The organism is Kineococcus arenarius subsp. arenarius, from assembly GCF_050871845.1.
Lineage (GTDB): Bacteria > Actinomycetota > Actinomycetes > Actinomycetales > Kineococcaceae > Kineococcus.
In genome coordinates this window covers 1-16,907 of sequence record NZ_JBJLSE010000086.1, presented here as the reverse complement: position 1 = coordinate 16,907, position 16,907 = coordinate 1, and the positions used below count along the sequence as shown (strand labels likewise).

The window sequence follows — 16,907 nt, the reverse complement described above, 5'->3', positions numbered from 1 at the left end:
CCCTGCGCGCCGTGGTCCCGCACGGGCAGAGCTGCTCCGTCGGCGTGGCCCGCTGGGACGGCGCCGAGGAACCCGCCGCGGCGCTGCGCCGCGCCGACGAGGCCCTGTACGCCGCCAAGACCGGCGGCCGCGACCGCCTCGTGCACGACGGCACCGCCACCTCGGCGACCGGTGCTGCACGCTCGAGCACCCCGGCGACCGGGGCCACCGCCAGGAGGACGACGTGAAGCGCTCGCACACCCGAGGCCTGGGCGCCGCCGCGGCGGCCGTCGTGGCGACCCTGCCGCTGTGCACGACCGCGACCGCGGCGGTCGGGGCCACGAGCCCGGCGGGCACCGTGGTCTACCTGCTGCCCGTGGCCGCGGCCGTCGCCCTCATGGCCGTGGCCGTGCACCGGATCCCGCCCGCGCGACGGCGCCCGTGGCGCTGGCTGCTGGGGGCGCAGGTGATGTACCTGGTGGGCGAGCTGCTGTTCGCCGCCCTGGACCTGGCCGGCAACGAGAGCTGGCCGACCCCCGCCGACGCCGTCTACCTGCTGGCGTACGTGCCCGTGACCGTCGGCCTGCTGAGCCTGAACCGCCAGCGCGGCGGGTCCTCCCACCGCGGCAGCCTGCTGGACGCCTGCATCGTCACGCTCAGCGCGGCCACCCTGTTCGGCGTCTTCGTCGTGCTGCCCATCGCCACCGACAGCACGCAGACCGCGCTGGTGCGCGTGCTCAGCACCGCCTACCCGGTGGCCGACGTGCTGTGGGTGTTCCTGCTGGCCCGGATGGTCACCGGCCCCGGCGCGCGCACCCGCGCCTTCTGGCTGCTGGCCGGCGGCACGAGCGCCACCGTGGTCGCCGACGTGGCCATGAACGTGCTGCAGCTCGTCGACGGCGGGGCGAGCACCCCGCTGTGGATGAACCTGTTGTGGCAGTGCTTCTACGTGCTGTACGCCCTGGCCGCGACCACCGAGTCCGCCTCCCGGCTGACGGAGAAGAAGCCCACCGAGGGCGCCGGCCTGACCGTGCCGCGCCTGGTGCTGCTGGCCGTGGCGGCCGTGCTGCCCTCCCTGGTCCTGGTGGCCCTCACCGTGGGCGGGCGCGCCACCCCCACCGGGTGGCTGGCGACCGGCTCGGTGCTGCTCGTCGCGCTGGTCGTGGCCCGCATCTGGGACCTGTTGCAGCAGGTGCGCAGCCAGGCCGTGCAGCTGGCCGCCCTGGCCCGCACCGACCCGCTGACCGGCGCGGCCAACCGCCGCACCTGGGACCACGAGCTCTCCCGCGCCTGCGCCACCGCCGCCCGCACCGGCGAGGGGCTGTACGTGGCGCTGCTGGACCTGGACCGCTTCAAGGCGTTCAACGACACCCGCGGGCACCAGGCCGGCGACGAGCTGCTCAAGGCCGCCACCGCCGCCTGGACCGAGGCCCTGGCCGGCGACGGGTTCCTGGCCCGCTGGGGCGGGGAGGAGTTCGCCGTCCTGCTGCCCTCGCGCGACGAGGACGGCGCGCTGCGGCTCCTGGACTCCCTGCGCGCCGTGGTCCCGCACGGGCAGAGCTGCTCCGTCGGCGTGGCCCGCTGGGACGGCGCCGAGGAACCCGCCGCGGCGCTGCGCCGCGCCGACGAGGCCCTGTACGCCGCCAAGACCGGCGGGCGCGACCGCCTCGCCGCCGCGTCCGAGCTGCGCCGGCCGGGGGCGTCCGGTCGGCGGCCGGTGGCAGACTCGCGGCCGTGAGCACCCCCACCGCCTCCGGCCGCACCCGCCACGACGTCGCCCGACTCGTCGACCACACCCTGCTCAAGCCCGAGGCGACGCGGGCGGACGTCCTCGCGCTGTGCGCGGACGCCCGCGAGCTGGGCGTCCTGGCGATCTGCGTGTCGCCGTCGATGCTCGACGTCGCCCGCGGCGAGGCCGTCGAGGGCCTCGTCGTCGCCACCGTCTGCGGGTTCCCCTCCGGCAAGCACACCAGCGCGGTCAAGGCCTTCGAGGCCGAAGCGGCCGTGCGCGCCGGCGCGCAGGAGGTCGACGTGGTGATCGACGTGGGTGCCGCGCTGGCCGGGGAGTTCGACGCGGTGCGCGCCGACGTCGCCGCCGTGCGCGCGGCCGTGCCCTCCCCCGGGGTGCTGAAGGTCATCGTGGAGTCCGCGGCCCTGCCCGACGACGTGCTCGTCGAGGTGTGCCGCGCCGCGGAGGCCGCCGGCGCCGACTTCGTGAAGACCTCCACCGGGTTCCACGCCACCGGCGGCGCGAGCGTGCACGCCGTGCAGGTCATGGCCGCCACCGTCGGCGGCCGCCTCGGCGTCAAGGCCAGCGGCGGCATCCGCGACACGGCGACCGCGCTGGCGATGCTCGACGCGGGCGCCACCCGGCTGGGACTGTCGGGGACGGCGGCCGTCCTGGCCGGCCTGGACGACTGAGCCGGACCACCGGGGCGGTACGGAGCGGAGGGGGACGACGTGGACGAGGACGAGGTCGCCGGGGCGGGCACGGGGCCCGGCCCGGGCGGGGACGGCGGCATCGAGTGCTGGCTGACCGACATGGACGGGGTGCTCGTCCACGAGGAGCGCGCGCTGCCCGGCGCGGCGGACTTCCTGCAGCGCCTGGCGGACACCGGCCGGCGGTTCCTGGTGCTGACGAACAACTCCATCTTCACCCCGCGCGACCTGGCCGCGCGCCTGGCGCGCAGCGGCATCAGCGTGCCGGAGGAGTCCATCTGGACCTCCGCCCTGGCCACCGCCGACTTCCTGGCCCGGCAGATGCCGCAGGGCTCGGCGTACGTCATCGGCGAGTCGGGGCTGACCACGGCGCTGCACGAGGCCGGGTTCATCCTCACCGACACCTCGCCGGACTACGTGGTGCTCGGCGAGACCCGGACGTACTCCTTCGAGGCCATCACCCGGGCGATCCGGCTCATCGAGGGCGGTGCGCGGTTCATCGCCACCAACCCCGACGCCACCGGCCCCTCCGCGGAGGGGCCGCTGCCGGCCACCGGGTCGGTCGCCGCGCTCATCACCCGGGCCACCGGCGCCGAACCGTACTTCGTCGGCAAGCCGAACCCGATGATGTTCCGCTCCGCCATGAACCGCATCCAGGCGCACTCGGAGACCACGGCGATGGTCGGCGACCGCATGGACACCGACGTCGTCGCCGGCATCGAGGCGGGCCTGCGCACCTACCTGGTGCTCACCGGGTCCACGCGCGCGGAGCAGGTGGAACGCTTCCCGTTCCGCCCGGACCGCGTCGTGGACTCGGTGCGCGACCTGGTGCCGCTGGTGTGAGGGGGCCTCAGCCCCCGGCGCCCAGCACGTGCGCCATGACGCGGTGCCCGCGCGCCTCGGCGGTGCGGCTCTGCCGCTCCAGGCTGCGGGCCAGCAGCAGGTGCGCGTACCCGTCGGCCGGGGCGCGGCGCACCAGCTCCCGGGCCTGCTCCTCCGCCTTGCCGAGCATCGCCGCCCCGAAGTAGGAACGGGCGAGGAGCTCACGCAGGGCGCGGTCGTCGGGGTTGCGCGCCAGCAGGGGTTCCAGGGTGGACACCGCGTCGGTGAAGCGGCGCTCGCCGAACGCGGTGCGGGCCGTCTCGAAGCTCAGGAGGTCGACCATCACTCGCTCCTCAACCCCGCGCGCCGCCGGCCGATTCCGCCGCCCGGGCGGGCCGTCCTCAAGGGCGCCGCGCCGGCGGCCGATGCGGACCGGTGTGACCTGGACAGCGCTGCGGACGGCCACCGGGGCGCTGCTGCCGCAGGGGCGCCGGCTGCCCGAGGACGTCTGGCGGCGCCGGCACCGCGTCCTGCTGGTCCTGGCCGCGGCCCAGGGGCTGTGCCTGCTGCCGCTGGGCCTGGCGCTGGGCCACCCGCTCGCCCGCGTGCTGCTCCTGGTCGCGGTGGTGCTGCTGCCGCTGCCGGTCGCGCTGCCGCCCCGGTGGAGCCGCGCCGCGACGTCGGCGGCGGCCACCGCCAGCCTGTTCGCCGCCTCGGCGGTGCTGGTGGACCTCACCGGCGGGCTCATCGAGGCGCACTTCCACTTCTTCGTCATGGTCGGCGTCGTCGCGCTCTACCAGGACTGGGTGCCCTTCGGGGTGGGGCTGGGCATCGTCGTCCTGCACCACGGGGTGCTGGGCACCCTCGTCCCGCACAGCGTCTACGCCCACCACGACGCGATGACGCACCCGTGGCGCTGGACGCTGCTGCACGCCGGCTTCATCCTCGCCGCCAGCTGCGCGCACCTGGCCTCCTGGCGGCTCAACGAGCAGCAGGGCCTGCAGGACCCCCTGACGGGCCTGGCCAACCGCATCCAGGTCGGCGAGCTCCTCCGCCGGACCCTGGCCGACGACGCGCCCGCCGCCGTCGTGCTGCTGGACCTCGACGGCTTCAAGGCCGTCAACGACGTCCGCGGCAACGCCGTCGGCGACGAGGTGCTGCGCACCACCGCCCGGCGGCTGCGCGCCGTCGCGCGGGCCGGGGACCGCGTGGCGCGCCTGGACGGCGACACCTTCGCGGTCGTGCTGACCGGCGGGCACGGCGAGAGCGCCTCCCGGGCCGCCGAGCGGTTCCTCACCGCCGTGCGCGGGCCGCTGACGGCCGGTGGCCAGGAGCTGGCCGTGCAGGCCAGCGCCGGCGTGGCCGACAGCGCCACCCTCGGCGCCGGGGAGAGCACCGGGGACGGCACCGAGCAGCTGCTGCACCACGCCGACCTCGCCCTGCAGGAGGCCAAGGCGCTCGGCGGCGACCGCGCCGTCACCTACGCGCAGGCGATGGGGCGGGCGGCGGCCCACCGCGCCCAGCTGCTGGAGGACCTGCAGGGCCTGGTGGGGCGCGGCGAGCTGGAGGTGCACTACCAGGCCACGGTGGAACTGGACGGCGGGGGGACGGAGGGTTTCGAGGCCCTGCTGCGCTGGCACCACCCGGTGCTGGGCACGGTCCCGCCGCTGGAGTTCGTGCCGCTGGCCGAGAGCAGCGGGCACGTCGTGGAGATCGGGACGTGGGTGCTGCGCACCGCCGCGCAGCAGGCCGCGCAGTGGTCGCGCCGGTGCGGGCGGCCGGTCACCATCGGGGTGAACCTCTCGGCGGTGCAGCTCGCCGGGGACGAGGTCGTCGACGTCGTCGCCGCCGCGCTGCGCGAGTCCGGCCTGCCGGCCCGCCAGCTCACCCTGGAGATCACCGAGAGCCTGCTGGTGCACGACTTCGTCGGCACCGCGGCGCGGCTGGAGAAGCTGCGCGCCCTGGGCGTGCGCATCGCCATCGACGACTTCGGCACCGGCTACTCCAGCCTGTCGTACCTGCGCCGGTTGCCGGTGGACATCGTCAAGATCGACCGGTCCTTCGTCGGCGACCTCACCGGCGGGGGCTCGGCCACCACGCTGGTCGCCAGCATCGTGGAGCTGGCCCGCAGCCTTGGCCTGGACGTCATCGCCGAGGGCGTGGAGACCGAGCAGCAGGCCGGGACGCTGCGGGCGCTGAACTGCGCCCTGGCGCAGGGGTACCTGTACGCGCGGCCGGTCAGCGCCGCTCAGGTGGTCCTGGCCGGCGCGCAGCGCAGCAGCGAGCGCAGCGCCGAGGGCACCGCGGCGGCGCACTGACCCGACCGGCTCGGGATCGACCGCCGGGGCCTCAACCGGCGCGGGCGACGCGCCGATGCTCTCGTGAACCCTTCGAGCAGCGGAGGAGCGGGGCGCGCCGGCCGGCCCGCCGGCCGTGACGACCCCGATCGGAGGCTGCGGTGGCGCTCAGCAACCGCGTGACGCTCGCCGTGTTCTTCGGCCTCGGCGGCGCCCTGCTGCTCCTGATCGCCGCCTGCCCCGTCTGGGCCGGCGTGCACCGCCCGGCGACCGCGGCGCTCGGGGTGCTCGCCTCCGCGGTGGCGGCGGGGCTGGCCCGGGCGCACCGGTTGCCGGACGCGCCGATGCACGTCCTCCTCGGCGCCGGCACGGTCGTCATCGCCCTGGCGGTGCGGGCGGTCGGCGACGGCGCCCCCGCCACGGCGGTCGCCACGTTCAGCGGCTGGGTGGTGGTCTACGGGGCGCTGTTCCTGCCGCACCTGCAGGCCGCCGCGCACTCCGTGGCCGCGCTGGCCGCCGCGTCCGCGGCCCTGGGCGCGGGCCAGCCGATCGGTTCCGCGGCGCTGCACGTGGTGCTGCTGGTCAGCATCACCGCCACCTCCGGGGCCGTCGTGGGGGTCCTGACGCGCCGTGCGCGCCTGCTGGCCACCACCGACGCGCTCACCGGGCTGCTCAACGAGGCCGGGCTGGCGCAGGTCGTCGCCCGGGACCTGGCCGGGGTGGACCAGGGCTCCCCGGGGGTGCTGGTGCTGCTGGACCTGGACCGCTTCGGGGAGCTGAACCAGGCCCTGGGCCGCGGCGGGGGCGACGAGCTGCTGCGGCAGGTGGCCCGCTCCTGCGCGCTCTGGGCAGGGCGGCACGGGACCGTCGCCCGCCTGGGCGGGGACGACTTCGCGCTGTGGTTGCCGCAGCTGCCCGCAGACCTGCGCGGGTGCTCCCCCGCCGAGGTGGTGCAGCGGGTCGTGGAGGCCGCCGAGTCGCACGGCACCGGCCCGTTCGAGGTGGCCGGCATCCGGGTCGACGTGGACGTCACCGCCGGCGCCGTCCTGGCGCCCCTGCACGGCACCGACCCCGGCACGCTGCTGCAGCGCGCCGACACCGCGCTGCACGCCGCCCGGCGCGCGGACCGCGCGGCGCTGGTGTGGGAGCCCCGCATGGAGGAGCACACCGCCGACGGCGTGCAGCTGCAGGCGCAGCTGCGCACCGCGGTGGCCGAGGGGCAGCTGCGCCTGCACTACCAGCCGCTCGTCGAGGCCCACGGCCGGCGGGTGCGGGGCGTGGAGGCGCTGGTGCGCTGGCAGCACCCCACCCGGGGCCTGCTGCCGCCGGGGGCGTTCCTGCCCGAGGCCGAGCGCACCTCGGTGATCGTCGCGCTGACCGACTGGGTGCTGGGCGAGGCCCTGGACCAGGCGGCGGCGTGGCGGCGCGAGGGGCGCGCGCTGCGGGTCTCGGTGAACCTGTCCGCCCGGCTCGTCGCCCACGACGGGCTCGTGGAGCAGGTGCGCGCGCACCTGGGACGCAGCGGCGTGCCCGCGCACCTGCTGGTGCTGGAGGTCACCGAGTCCGCGGTGACCACCCAGCCGCGGCGCGCGGCGGCCGTCCTGGCGGAGCTGCGGGCGCTGGGGGTGCGCACCGCGCTGGACGACTTCGGCACCGGCTACACCAGCCTGGCGATGCTGCAGGACCTGCCCTTCGACGAGCTGAAGGTGGACCGCCGGTTCGTCGCCGGCGCGCTGCGCGGCGGTGGGGACGAGGCGATCGTGCGCGCCGTGCTGGAGCTGGCGCACCGCCTGGGGCTGGAGGTCGTCGGTGAGGGCGTGGAGGACGAGGGCACGCGCCGGTTGCTGACCGAGCTGGGGTACGACCTGCTGCAGGGGTACCTCTTCAGCCGCCCGGTGCCGGCCGAGGAGGTGGCCGGTCTGGACTTCACCCCCGCCCCGGCGGCGGTCGCGGCGCCCGCCCCGGCCGCCGAGGTGCTGCGGGCCCGTTCCGCCGAGCGGCACGCCGAGGCCGCGGGCACGGGCGACCCGGTCCTGCAGGAGCTCACCGCGGTCGCCGCCCGCGTGGCCGACGTGCCCGTGGCCATGGTCACGCTCGTGGGCCGCGACGAGCAGCACGTGCCGGCCGCGGTGGGCCTGCCCCCGCACCGGGTGCCGCGCGAGCAGGGGTTCTGCCACCACTCCTCCGGCGAGGACCTCGTCGAGGTGCCGGACGCGGCGGTCGACGCCCGCTTCCGCGACCTGGGGTACCTCGTCCAGGGCCTGCCCGTGCGCTTCTACGCGGGGGCGCCGGTGACCGACGCGGCGGGCCGGGCGCTGGGCACGGTGTGCCTGCTGGACCACCGCCCGCGCACCCTGACCCCCGGCCAGCGCGACGTGCTGCGCGCCCTGGCCCGGGCGGCGGGGGGCCGCCTGGCGTCCCTGGCCGCGGGCACCCCCGGGGCCACCGCCGACGCCACCGGCTGAGGGCGCCTCACGCCCACCCGAGCTCGTGCAGGCGCTCGTCGTCGATGCCGAAGTGGTGGGCCACCTCGTGCACCACGGTGACGCGGACCTCCTGCACCACCTGCTCGCGGTCCTCGCACACGGCCAGGGTGGGGCGGCGGAACACCGTGATGCGGTCCGGCAGCGCACCGGCCGCCCACCACTCGCCCCGCTCGGTCAGCGGGGTGCCCTCGTACAGGCCGAGCAGGTCGGGCCCGAACCCCTCCGGCGGGTCGTCCTCGACGAGGACGACGACGTTGCTCATCGCCCGGGCGAGTTCCCGCGGGATCTCGTCGAGGGCGTCGGCGACGGCGTCCTCGAACTCCTCGCGCCCCATCTGCACCACGGCGGCAGTCTCGCAGCGCCCTCAGCAGCAGCGGGAGGAGACCGCACCGGCGCGGGCGTCGGCGCGGCGGCGCTCGAACTCCCGGCGCGTCAGCGGCGGGTGCCCGTGGGCGGCGCACTCGGCCAGGTAGCGCTCCCAGCGGGAGCGGCCGTCCACCTCCCGCAGGTACCAGCGCAGCCCGCGCACCAGGTCCCTCACCGCAGCACCTCCTCGCGCCCGCCGGCCCCGCGCTTCTCCTCCGCGGTCGGGAACAGGCCTGCGGGCTCGCGCAGCCGGGACGGCACCGCCGGCACCTCGGTGGTGGGCAGGGAACCGGCGCGCAGGGCGCGGGCCACGACGACGGCGGCGTTGACGGCCACGACGACCACCAGCAGCGCGAACACCGCCTGCAGGACCCCGTTGACGGTGGAGTTCGTGACGACCTGCTGCATCTGCCCGGCGTCCTGGGCGGCGCCGAGGAGCCGTCCGGCGTCGAGGGCCGCGCGGTAGGCGTCGGCCTGGGCGAAGTAGCCGATGGCCGGGTTGTCCGAGAACACCTTCTGCCAGCTCGCCGTCATCGTCACCACCAGGTCCCAGGCGAGCGGCACCGCCGCCACCCACGCGTAGCGGGCGCGGCCGTGCTTGACGAGCAGCGTCGTCACCAGCGTCAGCGCGATCGCCGCCAGCAACTGGTTGGCGATGCCGAACAGCGGGAACAGCTGGTTGATGCCGCCCAGGGGGTCGGTGACCCCGGCGTACAGGAAGTACCCCCAGGCGCCGACGACGACGGCGCTGGCGATGAGGTTCCCCGGCCGCCACGACAGGTCCCCGAACCGCTTCCAGACGTTGCCGACCGTGTCCTGCAGCATGAACCGGCCCACGCGGGTGCCGGCGTCGACGGCGGTGAGGATGAACAGCGCCTCGAACATGATCGCGAAGTGGTACCAGAACGCCTGCAGCCCACCGCCGAACGCGGTGTGGAAGATCTGCGAGATGCCCAGCGCCAGGGTGGGCGCACCGCCGGTGCGCGAGACGATGTCCTCCTGAACCGCCTGCGCCGTCGCGGTCAGCGTCTCCGGCGGGGTGGTGATGCCGATGCCGGCGAGGAACTGCGAGGCGGACTCGGCGGTGCCGCCGGTCGCGCCGGCCGGGGAGTTCATCGCGAAGTAGACGCCCTGGTCGATGACGGAGGCGGCGATGAGGGCGCTGATGGCGACGAAGCTCTCCATGAGCATCCCGCCGTAGCCGATGAGGCGGACCTGGCGCTCCTTGGCGATCATCTTCGGCGTCGTGCCGGAGGCGATGAGCGCGTGGAAGCCGGACAGGGCTCCGCAGGCGATGGTGATGAACACGAACGGGAACAGCGAGCCGGCGAACACCGGCCCGTTCCCCTCCCGGGCGAACGTGGTCACCGCGTCGTTGGCCAGGACGGGGCGGGCGATGAGCAGGCTGACGGCCAGCAGCACGATGACGCCGACCTTCATGAACGTCGACAGGTAGTCGCGCGGGGTCAGCAGCAACCACACCGGCAGCACCGAGGCGACGAACCCGTACACCACGAGCGCCAGCACGAGGGTCTCCTTCGACAGCGTGAGGCTGTCGGAGATCCCCAGCTGCTCGACGTAGCCGCCGCCGACGATGGCCGCCAGCAGCAGCACCACGCCGATGCCGGTGGCCTCCAGCACCCGCCCGGGGCGCAGGTAGCGCAGGTACACGCCCATGAACAGGGCGATGGGGATCGTCAGGGCGATGGAGAACACGCCCCACGGCGACTCGGCCAGGGCGTTGACGACGATGAGCGCCAGCACCGCCAGGATGATGATCATGATGGCGAACACGGCGACCAGGGCGGCGGCGCCGCCCACGGGGCCGATCTCCTCGCGCACCATCTGCCCCAGGCTCTTGCCGTCGCGGCGCATCGAGAAGAACAGCACCGTCAGGTCCTGCACCGCCCCGGCGAAGATGACGCCGACGACGATCCAGATCGTGCCGGGCAGGTACCCCATCTGCGCCGCGAGCACCGGGCCCACGAGCGGACCGGCGCCGGCGATGGCGGCGAAGTGGTGCCCGAACAGCACCCGGCGGTCGGTGACCTCGTAGTCGACGCCGTTGTGCAGGCGCTCGGCGGGCGTGGCGCGCGAGTCGTCGGCGCGCAGCACGCGGTAGGTGATGAACCGGGCGTAGAACCGGTAGGCGATGGCGTAGGAGGCCAGTGCTGCGAACAGGATCCACAGCGCGTTGACGGACTCCCCGCGCGCCAGCGCCAGGACCGTCCATGCGACCGCGCCGACGAGCGCGACGAGGGTCCAGACGACGACCGAGCGGGCGGTGGGCCGGCGGCGGGTGCCGCTGTCGTTCGGGGTGGGCACAGCGGTGGACACGACCGCCTCCTCGCGGGACGTCCGGGTGGTTGCCGCCCGATCATCACCGCGAGTGGCCCCCCTGTCACCTCGGCGCGCCCACCACCTCCGCCCCTGCGGTGATCTTGCGCGATCGAATGCTCAACCGTGCAAGATCACCGCGGGGGCGGAGGCGGAGGCGGGCCGATGAGGTGGAGGGGGTCAGGCGCGCAGGCCGGTGAGGAAGGCGTCGATCTTCACGCGCAGCTCCTCGGCGAGGCGGGACAGGCCCGTGACGTCCTGCGCCCCGCCCCAGCTGCCGCCGCCGTCCACGGCCGCGCGCACGCCGTCCACGAGGCCGTTCATCTCCGCCACCGTGGCACTGATGCCGGTGATGGCCTGCGCCGCGCCCTGCGCCTGCGCCCGGATGCTGGCCACCTGCGCCGAGACCTCCTCGGTCGCGCGGCCGGTCTGGTCGGCCAGCTCCTTGACCTCGGCCGCCACGACGGCGAAGCCGCGGCCGGCCTCACCGGCGCGGGCGGACTCGATGGTCGCGTTCAGGGCCAGCAGCCGCGTCTGCCCGGCGATGCTGTTGATGACGGAGACGACCTGCTGGATCCCCTCCGACGCCCGGGTGAGCTCCTGCACGGTGACCGACGCCTGCTCGGCCTCGGTGCTGGCCGCCGAGGCGGCCGTGGACAGCCCCTGCGCGGACGCGCTCAGCTCGGTGGAGGCGGTCGCGACCTGCTCGGCGACGCCGAGGACGTCGGCCTCGAACGTGTCGGCCAGCGCCAGCCGGGAGTCGGCGGCGGCGGCGATGCTGCGGGCGTCGCGCTGCATGCCGGCCCGACCGCCGTCGATGCTCGCCGCCGCACCGCGGTAGGCGCCGCGCAGCCCGCCGGGCAGCAGGCGGCGGTGGTAGCGGCCCTCGGCGGCGGAGCTGAGCACGGCACCGGCCTCGCGGACGAAGGCGTCGGAGACGTCCAGCGCGCGGTTGACGCCCTGGACGAGCCCGGCGAGCAGGGGGTCGTCCTCGGAACCGGGGACGCCGGCCACGCGCGCCTCGGAGTCGCCGGCGGCGGCGGCCTCGCACACGCGCGTCACCTGCTCGACCAGGGCCCGGTAGCGGGCCAGCTCGTCCGGCGCACCACCGGTGGCGCGCCCTCGGCCGAACGGGCCCCGCCTGCCGGTGCTGCTCATCTCAGGCCTCCACGTCGGGGATCAGGGACCACACGAACTCGTCGTAGTCGACGCCGCGCTCGGCGAGCCGGCCCGCCAGCAGGGCGCTGCCGGCCTCGGCCGCCGCCCGGCCGGTGCCGTGGCGGGACTCCTCGGCCAGCAGTTCGCGGTACAGGGGCTGGATCGCCTCCACGCCCGCGCGGGCGGGGCGGCGGCGGTTGGAGTGGTAGCCGACGATCTTCCCGCCCGGCCCGAAGGAGGGGGTGACGTGCGCCAGCACCCAGTAGTTCGCGCCGTCCGCGGCCAGGTTGTTGACGTAGGCGAACAGCTCCCGGCCGGCGGAGACGGTGTCCCACAGCAGCTTGAAGACGGCCCGGGGCATCTCGGGGTGCCGGATGAGGTTGTGCGGCTGTCCGACGACCTCGTGCAGCTCGTAGGCGCCGACGCGGCAGAAGACGTCGTTGGCGTACGTGATGACCCCGCGGGTGTCCGTCTTGGAGACGATGAGCTCGTCCGCCCCGAAGGTCCGCTCCTGACCCGTGGGCCGCACGGCGGCCCCCGCCGCGCGGGTCGCGCCCGTCGCGCTCACCATGGTGACTCCCTGCTCCGGCAGCTCCCGGTTCGGCTGCGCCCTCAAGGCATCGGCGTCACTGTGGGTGACTTTAGTCCTGGGCGCGTCCCCCGCACGGGGGTGGCCGCGGCCCCCGCACCGGCACCGCGCGCCGGTCGGCACCGGTCCGTGGGGGGTCCGCGGTCGTGGCAGGATCGCCCGGTGCGATTGGCTGACCAGCTCGACGGCAAGCGCCTGCTCCTGACCGGTGTCACCGGTTTCATCGGAGAGGCGCTGCTGCAGCGGATCCTCGTCGACGTGCCCGGCGCCTCGGTGCTCGCGCTGGTGCGGCCCAAGCCGGGCCAGAGCGGTGAGGACCGGATGCGCTCGCTGCTGCGCAAGAGGATCTTCGCCGCGGCCGGCGACCCCGACGACCTGCTGAAGACGCGCGTCGCCGTCCTGGAGGGCGACCTGGCGGACGTGCCGGAGCTGCCCGGCGACCTGGACGTGGTGGTGCACTGCGCCGGCGACGTCTCCTTCGACCCGCTGATCCAGGACGCCTTCACCACGAACGTGGTGGGCACGCGCAACCTCGTGGAGCGCACCCTGGCCGTCAGCAGGCCCGAGGCGCCCGTCCACTACGTGCACGTGTCCACCGCCTACGTGGGTGGCCGCCGCCGCGGCGAGGTGCCCGAGCGGGCCGTGGACCACTCCGTGGACTGGCGCACCGAGCTGGACGCCGGCCTGCGGCTGGCCGCCCGCATCGAGGAGGACTCGCGGCTGGACGCGCGGCTGCGCGGTTTCCTGCGGGCCGCCGAGCGCGACCACGGCCGCGCCGGGCCGCTGACGGTGGCCGCCGACGCCGAGCGCCGCCGCGTGGAGTGGGTGACCGAGCAGCAGAAGGCCGCCGGCAAGGAGCGCGCCCGCACCCTGGGCTGGACGGACTGCTACACCTTCACCAAGGCGATGGGCGAGCGCTTCGTGGAGGAGGTCGCCGCCCCGGCGGTGCCGACCACGATCCTGCGCCCCAGCATCGTGGAGTCGGCGCTGGTCCACCCGCACCCGGGCTGGATCGAGGGCTTCAAGATGGCCGAGCCGATCATCCTGGCGTACGGCAAGGGCGAGCTGACGGAGTTCCCCGCCGCCCCCGACTCGGTGCTGGACGTCGTGCCGATCGACCACGTCGTCAACGCGATCCTCAAGGCCGCCGCGACGCCGCCGCCGCTGTCGCAGCCGGCGTACTACCACGTCTCCTCCGGGAACCGGAACCCGATCACGTTCCGCGGCCTGTACGAGCACGTCCGGGCGTACTTCGTCGAGCACCCCTTCGACTCCTCCCCCGAGGTCATGCCGACCTGGAGCTTCCCGGGGCAGAACGCCGTGGAGCGCAAGGTCCGCACCGGCGAGCTGCTGACGGGTGCGGGCAACCGCGCGCTGATGCTGGCCCCGCGCTCGGAGCGGGTGCGCCGCGCCTCGCGCAAGCTCGACGGCGCCCGCCGGCAGGTGGAGTTCGCCCGCCGCTACATGGACCTGTACAAGGCCTACACGGAGGCGGAGCTGCGCTTCGTCGACGACAACACCCTGGCCCTGCACCGCTCGCTGGACCCGGCCGACGTGGAGCTGTGGGGCTTCGACACGGCCGTGGTGGACTGGAAGGCGTACTGGCGCGACACCCACTGCCCGAGCGTGACGGGGCAGATGCGCAAGTACGAGGAGATCCGCCGCCGCCGCAAGGCCGCCGAGGCCACCGGCGGGCCGCGCGAGCTGAAGCCGGCCGCCGAGGGCGCCGCACCGGTCCTGGCGGTGTTCGACCTGGCCGGGACGCTGCTGCCGGGCACCGTGGTGGACACCTACCTGACGCTGCGCCTGTCGCAGCTGGACGCGCCGGCGCGCGTGGCGGAGTTCGCCCGCGTGGTGCGCAACCTGCCGGGGTGGATCGCCGCCGAGCGCCGCGACCGCGGCAGCTTCCTGCGCTCGCTGTTCCGCGGCTACGCCGGTGTGGACCTCGACGCGCTCGAGGCGCACGTGGACGACGTCTTCGCCCCCCGCTTCCTGCAGCAGGTGTCCTCCGACGCCCTGCGCCGCATCCAGGCGCACCGCGACGCCGGGCACCGCACGATCCTCATGACCGGCGACGTGGGCCTGGTGACGCGCCCGCTGGCGGGGTTGTTCGACGAGGTGGTGTGCACGGGCCTGGAGGAGGAGACGGGCCCGGACGGGCGCCGGCGCGCCACCGGGTTCCTGACCTCCCCGCCCGTGGTGGGCGAGGCGCGCGCGGCGTGGCTGCGGCGCTACGCCGAGGTGGAGGGGGCGGACCTGTCCGCCAGCTACGCCTACGCCGACTCCCACCCGGACGTGCCGCTGCTGCGGGCCGTGGGCAACCCCACGGCCGTCTCGCCGGACGTGTCGCTGTTCCGGGTCGCGCGCGCGGCCCGCTGGCCGGTGGCGGACTGGGCGGCCTCGTCCCCCGGGCGGCGCCTGCGGGTGCCGCAGCAGGTGCTGGCCGGCACCGACTGACCGCCGCCCCGGCGCGGGCCGGGCGCCGCGCGGGGCCACCGGGCGGTCCCCGCGGGGCGTGGGAAGATGCGCGGGTGCGCCCGTCACGAACGCCGAACGCGCCCGGAGCCGTGCGCGAGGAGGTCCCCGGATGACGATGCTGATGGGTGAGGACGGCCCCGGCCGCCTGGTGCGGGCCTTCCCGCTGGCCCGCCGCCGCTCCGGTGGCGGCGCGTCCGGCGGGCCCGGCGGGTCGGGCGGCGGGCCGCGCAAGGTCCACCGCAACGACTGGGTGCGCTCGCGGCCGGCCTCGGCCGTGCGGGCCGGCCTGCAGCGCGCGCTGCTGACGCCCCTGATGCGCGCGGAGCTGCGCATCGACGTGCGGGGCGTGGAGGTCCTGGACGGCATCGGCGGCCCCGCCGTCATCGTGGCGAACCACTCCTCGCACCTGGACACGCCGGTGCTGCTGCACGCCCTGGGGGCGCGGCGCCGGCGCCGGGTCGCGGTGGCCGCCGCGGCGGACTACTTCTTCGACGTCTGGTGGCGCTCGGCCCCCTCGGGCCTGGTGATCGGCACCTTCCCGCTGGAGCGGCGCGGCGGGCGGGGTGCCAACGCGTCCTCGCAGCTGCTGGCCGACGGCTGGAGCCTGGTGCTCTTCCCGGAGGGCGGGCGCAGCTACACCGGGCAGATGCGCCCCTTCAAGAAGGGTGCGGCGTACCTGGCGCTGGAGGCCGGCGTGCCGGTGGTGCCGGTGGCGCTGCGCGGCACGTACGAGGCGATGCCGCCGCGGCAGAACTGGCCCTCGAAGGGGCGACCGCGCATCGGCGTGACGTTCGGGGAGCCGCTGCACGGCCGGCCGGGCGAGCGTGCGGGGGACTTCACCCCGCGCATCGAGGAGGCCGTGGCGAAGCTGCTCGCCAACAGCTGAGCAGCCCCGTCGGCGGTGACCTCGGTCACAGCAGCGGGGCCGCCGCCGCACGGCACCGCGCCCGCGAGGGCGCCGCAGGCGACGAGCCGGTGTACGTACGGCTTCGGTCTTGTTACGGTCGGCGGGTTCCCGAGGCCTTTCGGGAGCCCGACGCGAGGACACGCCGAGTCCTGCCCGCCCCGCGCCGGAACACCTGATCACCGGGCAGGAGCGGGGGACCCATGGTTCCTCGGACGCCCGCCGCGCGCGGTGGGGGTCCTCGGGGTGAAGCCGCCTCCGGGCGGCCGGGCCACCACCTTCGGCCCGAACCCGACAGCTCACCTCGCAGGCGTCGGAGGTCCCCATGTCTGCGCTGTCCTTCCGTCGTACCCGCACGTCCGCCCGCGCCCTGCGCCGGGGACTGCTCGCCACCGCCGCCGCCGGTGCGGCCGGTGCCGCGATCCTCGCCCCCGCCACCGGTGCGTCCGCCGCCCCGGTCTCCGAGTGGGACCGCCTGGCCCAGTGCGAGTCCAGCGGCAACTGGAGCATCAACACCGGCAACGGCTACTACGGCGGGCTGCAGTTCAGCCCGAGCACGTGGACCGGCTTCGGCGGCGGGCAGTACGCCGCGCGCGCCGACCAGGCCACCCGCGAGCAGCAGATCGTGGTCGCCGAGCGCGTCCTGGCCGTGCAGGGCTGGGGCGCCTGGCCCTCCTGCTCGCGCCGCCTGGGCCTGAGCGGTGCGGCCGACCCGGTCGGCGCGGAGCAGGCGCTGCTGAACCCCGCGCCCGCCCCGGCCCCGGCTCCCGCCCCTGCTCCGGCCCCCGAGCCCGTCGCCGTCGCCGCCGCCCCGGCGCCCGCCCCGGCGCCCGCCCCGGCCGCGCGCACCTACACCGTGCAGCCCGGCGACACCCTGTACCGCATCGCGGTGAACAACGGCGTGGCCGGCGGCTACGCGAACCTGTGGAACGCCAACCGCGGCGTCATCGGCGACGACCCGGCCCGCATCGAGGTCGGCATGGTGCTGACCCTGCCCTGACGGGCCCGCACTCCCGCGCCACCCCCCGCCCCCCCCCCCCCCCGCGCGGCGG

At 75.8% G+C, this 16,907-nt stretch carries 14 protein-coding genes, 1 pseudogene and 1 riboswitch; of the genes and pseudogenes, 9 read left to right on the top strand and 6 right to left on the bottom strand.

What is annotated here, in order from left to right:
* From ACRYM0_RS16615 to ACRYM0_RS16600, 4 genes and pseudogenes are all read left to right on the top strand, one after another.
* Nucleotides 1–227: pseudogene (locus ACRYM0_RS16615) on the top strand (hypothetical protein); the annotation flags it as partial.
* Nucleotides 224–1,717 carry a GGDEF domain-containing protein gene (locus ACRYM0_RS16610; protein WP_432506915.1) on the top strand — a complete coding sequence of 498 codons (1,494 nt, stop codon included), beginning with the start codon at nt 224–226 and terminating at the stop codon, nt 1,715–1,717. The pseudogene ACRYM0_RS16615 and the gene ACRYM0_RS16610, both read left to right, overlap by 4 nt.
* Nucleotides 1,714–2,400 carry a deoxyribose-phosphate aldolase gene (gene deoC / locus ACRYM0_RS16605; protein WP_432506914.1) on the top strand — a complete coding sequence of 229 codons (687 nt, stop codon included), beginning with the start codon at nt 1,714–1,716 and terminating at the stop codon, nt 2,398–2,400. Before ACRYM0_RS16610 ends, deoC begins: the two co-directional genes overlap by 4 nt.
* 120 nt (nt 2,401–2,520) lie before the next feature.
* Nucleotides 2,521–3,261, top strand: coding sequence for an HAD-IIA family hydrolase (locus ACRYM0_RS16600; RefSeq protein WP_432506917.1), 741 nt, complete (start codon nt 2,521–2,523; stop codon nt 3,259–3,261).
* A gap of 7 nt (nt 3,262–3,268) precedes the next feature.
* Here the strand turns inward: ACRYM0_RS16600 and ACRYM0_RS16595 are convergent, their stop codons facing one another.
* Nucleotides 3,269–3,583, bottom strand: a complete 315-nt coding sequence (locus ACRYM0_RS16595) for a tetratricopeptide repeat protein (RefSeq protein ID WP_432506913.1) — start codon at nt 3,581–3,583, stop codon at nt 3,269–3,271.
* Nucleotides 3,584–3,677: 94 nt separating this feature from the next.
* Here ACRYM0_RS16595 and ACRYM0_RS16590 point away from each other — a divergent pair, with 94 nt between their 5' ends.
* Both ACRYM0_RS16590 and ACRYM0_RS16585 read left to right on the top strand, forming a co-directional pair.
* Entirely contained in the window at nt 3,678–5,558 is a 1,881-nt protein-coding gene (locus tag ACRYM0_RS16590) for a putative bifunctional diguanylate cyclase/phosphodiesterase (protein WP_432506912.1), read from the top strand.
* A 140-nt stretch (nt 5,559–5,698) separates the two neighbouring features.
* Nucleotides 5,699–8,002 carry an EAL domain-containing protein gene (locus ACRYM0_RS16585; protein ID WP_432506911.1) on the top strand — a complete coding sequence of 768 codons (2,304 nt, stop codon included), beginning with the start codon at nt 5,699–5,701 and terminating at the stop codon, nt 8,000–8,002.
* Nucleotides 8,003–8,009: 7 nt separating this feature from the next.
* On the opposite strand, the gene ACRYM0_RS16580 is transcribed toward ACRYM0_RS16585, so the two are convergent.
* From ACRYM0_RS16580 to ACRYM0_RS16560, 5 genes are all read right to left on the bottom strand, one after another.
* A complete protein-coding gene (locus ACRYM0_RS16580) occupies nt 8,010–8,357 on the bottom strand; it encodes a metallopeptidase family protein (protein WP_432506916.1) in 348 nt (115 codons plus the stop codon).
* A gap of 30 nt (nt 8,358–8,387) precedes the next feature.
* Nucleotides 8,388–8,564, bottom strand: a complete 177-nt coding sequence (locus ACRYM0_RS16575; RefSeq protein WP_432506910.1) for a CstA-like transporter-associated (seleno)protein — start codon at nt 8,562–8,564, stop codon at nt 8,388–8,390.
* Nucleotides 8,561–10,726, bottom strand: a complete 2,166-nt coding sequence (locus ACRYM0_RS16570) for a carbon starvation CstA family protein (protein ID WP_432506909.1) — start codon at nt 10,724–10,726, stop codon at nt 8,561–8,563. The genes ACRYM0_RS16575 and ACRYM0_RS16570 overlap by 4 nt, the downstream gene beginning before the upstream one ends.
* Nucleotides 10,727–10,906: 180 nt before the next feature.
* Nucleotides 10,907–11,884 (bottom strand): methyl-accepting chemotaxis protein, encoded by a 978-nt coding sequence (locus tag ACRYM0_RS16565; RefSeq protein ID WP_432506908.1) that lies wholly within the window; start codon nt 11,882–11,884, stop codon nt 10,907–10,909.
* Between the two features lies 1 nt (nt 11,885).
* Entirely contained in the window at nt 11,886–12,455 is a 570-nt protein-coding gene (locus ACRYM0_RS16560) for a PAS domain-containing protein (RefSeq protein ID WP_432506907.1), read from the bottom strand.
* A gap of 180 nt (nt 12,456–12,635) precedes the next feature.
* On the opposite strand from ACRYM0_RS16560, the gene ACRYM0_RS16555 reads away from it, so the two are divergent.
* The 3 genes from ACRYM0_RS16555 to ACRYM0_RS16545 all read left to right on the top strand — a co-directional run bounded on the left by ACRYM0_RS16555 (nt 12,636) and on the right by ACRYM0_RS16545 (nt 16,855).
* The gene (locus ACRYM0_RS16555; RefSeq protein ID WP_432506906.1) at nt 12,636–14,930 is read left to right on the top strand and encodes an SDR family oxidoreductase; all 2,295 of its coding nucleotides are present in this window, start codon (nt 12,636–12,638) and stop codon (nt 14,928–14,930) included.
* Between the two features lie 130 nt (nt 14,931–15,060).
* Entirely contained in the window at nt 15,061–15,837 is a 777-nt protein-coding gene (locus ACRYM0_RS16550; RefSeq protein ID WP_432506905.1) for a lysophospholipid acyltransferase family protein, read from the top strand.
* A 190-nt stretch (nt 15,838–16,027) separates the two neighbouring features.
* Nucleotides 16,028–16,169, top strand: a riboswitch (cyclic di-AMP (ydaO/yuaA leader).
* Nucleotides 16,170–16,180: 11 nt separating this feature from the next.
* Nucleotides 16,181–16,855, top strand: coding sequence for a transglycosylase family protein (locus ACRYM0_RS16545; RefSeq protein WP_432506904.1), 675 nt, complete (start codon nt 16,181–16,183; stop codon nt 16,853–16,855).
* Nucleotides 16,856–16,907 lie beyond the last annotated feature (52 nt).